4 protein-coding genes are annotated in these 4,096 nt (G+C 67.8%); 3 read left to right on the top strand and 1 reads right to left on the bottom strand.

Translation table 11 applies throughout. The annotated features are described in order from the left end of the window. A partial coding sequence (locus QWZ14_RS29515; RefSeq protein ID WP_290320645.1) for a hypothetical protein occupies positions 1-363 on the bottom strand: 363 nt, incomplete at its 3' end. A gap of 329 nt (positions 364-692) precedes the next feature. Here QWZ14_RS29515 and QWZ14_RS29520 point away from each other — a divergent pair. From QWZ14_RS29520 to QWZ14_RS29530, 3 genes are read left to right on the top strand one after another with little or no spacing between them, the layout of a single operon-like run. After that, positions 693-2,033 carry a hypothetical protein gene (locus tag QWZ14_RS29520; protein ID WP_290320646.1) on the top strand — a complete coding sequence of 447 codons (1,341 nt, stop codon included), beginning with the start codon at positions 693-695 and terminating at the stop codon, positions 2,031-2,033. A gap of 12 nt (positions 2,034-2,045) precedes the next feature. Next, entirely contained in the window at positions 2,046-3,482 is a 1,437-nt protein-coding gene (locus tag QWZ14_RS29525) for a GMC oxidoreductase (protein ID WP_290320647.1), read from the top strand. Between the two features lie 8 nt (positions 3,483-3,490). After that, positions 3,491-3,928, top strand: a complete 438-nt coding sequence (locus tag QWZ14_RS29530; RefSeq protein ID WP_290320648.1) for a hypothetical protein — start codon at positions 3,491-3,493, stop codon at positions 3,926-3,928. Positions 3,929-4,096 lie beyond the last annotated feature (168 nt).

Here is a 4,096-nt window from a genome sequence, read left to right on the forward strand (position 1 = left end):
ACCCAGGCGGAGCAAAGCGTTTAATCGCGTACAGCTTCTCATCAGGACCACGACCAGGATATTGGCACGGCCGAACCATAGCAGGCGTCGTCGCCGGTGCGCCCAGTGCAGGCCGAGGGCCAGGAACAGCGCCAGCACCACCTCCGTCACCGGAAGCATGGCGAGGCCCAGGTAAAAAAGAATGGTGATCCCCCATAGTGACTTAACAAAAAATCCACTTAAATATATAAAGAAACCAAAAACTATGCCCATAAAATATAGATAAAAGAACGCGAACGGGTGGTTCGACGTCGTTTGATCCAGATCAGCATCTCGAATATTTGATACAGGCAGTGCCGGCCTATCAAATGCTCTTGATGGCATTGCACGTCATCCCGACTTTCGCTGACAGCAATTTGCTATTGCACTGCGGAATAATTCAAGATGTAAATGACGTGGGAATTTCGGATGCCGTCCAAATAGACGTGATCAGCCGCGTGCTGTGGCCAGGGCTTCGCCGCAGCGCCGGATGGCAAAGCAGTCTTGGTGCGACACCGCCATAGGAATGCCGGACGGACCGGGCCATGAGGGACACGAGCGGGTTGGGGTTGTCCAGGCGGTGGTGGCGCGATGACGAACTGCGTTGGGGCGCTCTCGGCGCCTGCCTCGCCGTCTGGCTCTTCGCTGTCGCCCGGACTGCAGCGCAGCTTCCGGTGGCGGCAGCCGACATGGGCGATACGCCGGACTACCTCACGCTCGCACCACATCGCCCGCCATTGTACGGCTGGTTCCTCTGGACATATCGCGGGCTGACCGGCGACCTCGACCACCTGCCGCTTGTGCAGCTCCTCCTGATTGCGGTGCCATTGCTGTTCTTCGTGCTCGAGCTCGGCCGCCTGCTGCGCTCCGGCCTCGTCCCGGTGATGGCGATCATCCTGCTGCTGCTGCATGTCGGCATCCGCGACACGCCGGCAATCCTCCAGAGCGAAAGCCTGTACCTGGCCGCGGTCCTCGCCGGTTTCGGCTTCCTGCTCCGCTTCACCCGCCGAGGCCAGGGCGGGCTTGCGGCCGCCTCGATCTGCTTCGCCCTGGCGGCGACGACCCGCACGACCGGCACCGCCTTCCTGCTGCTTCCCCCGCTCGTCGCCCTGCTGCATCCCGCCGGGAGCATCCGTGCCGCGGCAGGCCGCGCCGGGCGTGCCCTGGCCGTGGCGGCGCTGGTCCTCGCCCTTGCCATGGCCGGCAACTGGGCGAAGCACGGGCGCTTCGAAATCGGCTCCTTCGCCGGGATCGCGCTGGTCGGCAAGGCGCTGCTGCTGATCGAGCCCGCAGACCTGCCGGACCTGCCGGCCGCCGCCGCCTCGGCCGTGCCGGTCGCCGCCGAGTCCCGCCGCCTCATCGCCGCGCAGCCTGACCTTGCCGCCCGCCTGCGCGCCCAGATGCAGGCCCTGCACGACGTCCGCTACCCGGCTTTCTTCGCGGAGTCCGAGGCGCACTGGCCGGCCTGGCGGGACGGCGACTGGACGCGGCGGAACCAGCTCGCCCTCGATGTGGCGCGGCGCCTGATCGCCAGGCATCCCGGCGAGTTCCTCACCCTTTGGCTGCGGGACTGGGCATCGCTCGTGCTCTACCCGAGCTTCTGGCCCGGCTGGGCCAGCGCGGATCCGCCCGACCCGCTCGCCTTCCTCGCCTGCCGCCTGCACGAGAGCTGCTGGGCCCTGACCCGCTATCCGCTGCGGCCGCACTGGTACGGCACCATGCTGCTGAGCTCGCTGGTCGGTGTCGTCGGCGGATTGGCGGTGATCCTCATGGCCACGGGGCGCGTCCTGCGCCGGCGCGCCTCGCCGGCGGTGGTGCTGGCCTGGGCCATGGCCATCGTCCTGCATGCCAGCCTGCTGCTGTCCGCCGCCAGCGAAGCCGGTACCGTCCGCTATACGGTCGCCCTGCATGTCATCGACGTCGCCCTGCTGCTGTGGCTGACGACCGGCGCGATCCGCATCCTGCGTGGCTCCGCCCCAGCCCGTGGCGAGGCCCTGGCAACACGTCCCGGGTGAAAGCAGGCGCGGATGGACAGCTACCATATCGTCGCGATCGGGTCGGGCTTCGCCACCTCCTTCTTCCTGCATGGCTATCTTCGTGCCGCCCCGCCGGGCGCGAAGGTTCTCGTGCTCGAGCGGGGTCCGCTGATCCGCCACGCGGACCGCATCAAGCGCCGCCTCGCGCCAGGGCCGCCCGGGGAGGCGATACTCGGCCGAGCCGGTGACCCGGGCAAGGAGTGGATCTTCTCGATGGGATTCGGCGGGTCCTCGAACTGCTGGTGGGGCTGCACCCCCCGCATGATGCCCAACGACCTCCGGCTGCGGTCCGCCTACGGGGTCGGACGGGACTGGCCGGTCGGCTATGATGCGCTCGAGGATTACTACCGTGAGGCCGAGGAGATCATGCAGGTCTCCGGCAGCGCCGAGGCTGCGCCCTATCCCCGCTCGCGGCCGCTGCCGCAGCCACCGCACAACTTCTCCGACCCGGACCGCCTGCTGAAGGCCAAGTATCCCGCCCTGTTCTTCAACCAGCCGACGGCGCGGGCCCGTGTCGCCACCGGCGACCGCTCGCCCTGCTGCGCCAATTCCATGTGCCACCTCTGTCCGGTGGATGCGAAATTCACCATCGAGAATGGCTTCGCCGAGCTCTACCGGGATCCTCGCGTGGTCCTGCTCAGCGATGCCGAGGCCCTCGAGATCGACATCGCCGCAGGGACGGCCCGTGGGCTGCGCTACCGGTACCAGGGACGGGAGCACCAGGTGGCGGCGGATCTGGTCCTGCTGGGCGCCAATGCGATCTTCAACCCCTACCTGCTGCTGCGGTCCGGCATGACCGACCAGGCGCTCGGCCGTGGCTTGGCCGAACAGCTCTCGACCTTCGTGGAGGTCGACCTCGAGGGCGTCGAGAATTTTCAGGGTAGCACCTCGATCACCGGCCATGGCTACATGTTCTACGACGGCGACCACCGCCGCACCCGCGGAGCCTGCCTGGTCGAGAGCTGGAACGCGCCCTATTTCCGGCTGGACCCCGATCGCTGGCGGGAGACGCTGAGCCTCAAATTCATCATCGAGGACCTGCCGCAGGAGGGAAACCGCGTGACGATCGATCCGTCCAGGCCGGAGCGGCCGCTCGCGGTGTTCCATGGCTATTCGGAGTATGCCCAGGCGACCCTCAGGCGGGTGCCGGACCTGGCGGCCGAGCTGCTGGCCGGCCTGCCGGTCGAGCGCATCCACCCGCCGGGGAAAGCCAGGGCAACGGAAGGCCACGTGCAATGCACCGTCCGGATGGGGACGGATCCGGCAGACAGCGTCGTCGACGCCGGGCTGGTCAGCCATCGCGTCCGCAATCTCGTCGTGGCCGGCGCCTCGGCCTTTCCGACGGTGAGTCCCGCCAATCCGACGCTGACCCTGGCCGCGCTTTCCCTGCATGCGGCCCGGCGGCTGGCCGGCAGCGGCTCATGCTGAGCCGGCGCATGCTGCTCGCCGGCGGCGGCGCAGCGGCGGCCCTGGGCGCGGCCGGCGGCGCTGCCGTGCTCTCCATGCCCGCGTTGCGCCGCCGCCTGGTGCAACAGGTGATCTATCGCCACGTCCCGGGCATCGTCTTCGATGGCGACGACCTGGCCGGCTTTGCCGACCACATCAACGCAACGCTGCTCAGCCGGCGGGAAGGCGGCCTCCGGCGCTTGATCCGCTATGGCGTGGGCTCCGTGGCGATGCATTCCGCCCCAGGCCGGAGGCTGGTCCAGCCATCGCCCTTCATGGCCGAGATCGACCGTGAGATCGTTTCCTCTTTTTTTCTGTGTACCGACTTCTGGCAGGAGCCACGCCGGCCGAGGCGGCGGGTTCTGCTGGTGAGGTCACCAGACCCGTATGAAGCGGGCTGCTCCAATCCGCTGGCGATACTGGCCTGAGCCGCTGTGCAGAGGGCGTGGGTGGAGGCGTCCCTCCCGAACGCGCCGATGCCGCCGGACACCCAGAACCAGACGGACATCGCCATCCCTTGGCGCCATCCGCGGGGGCGCCGAGTGGCGCGCCCTAACCTAGTGTCCCGACCGAGAAATAGCTAGGCAGTTTTGCTG

It is taken from the genome of Paeniroseomonas aquatica (genome assembly GCF_030409335.1).
GTDB classification, from domain to species: Bacteria; Pseudomonadota; Alphaproteobacteria; order Acetobacterales; family Acetobacteraceae; genus Belnapia; species Belnapia aquatica.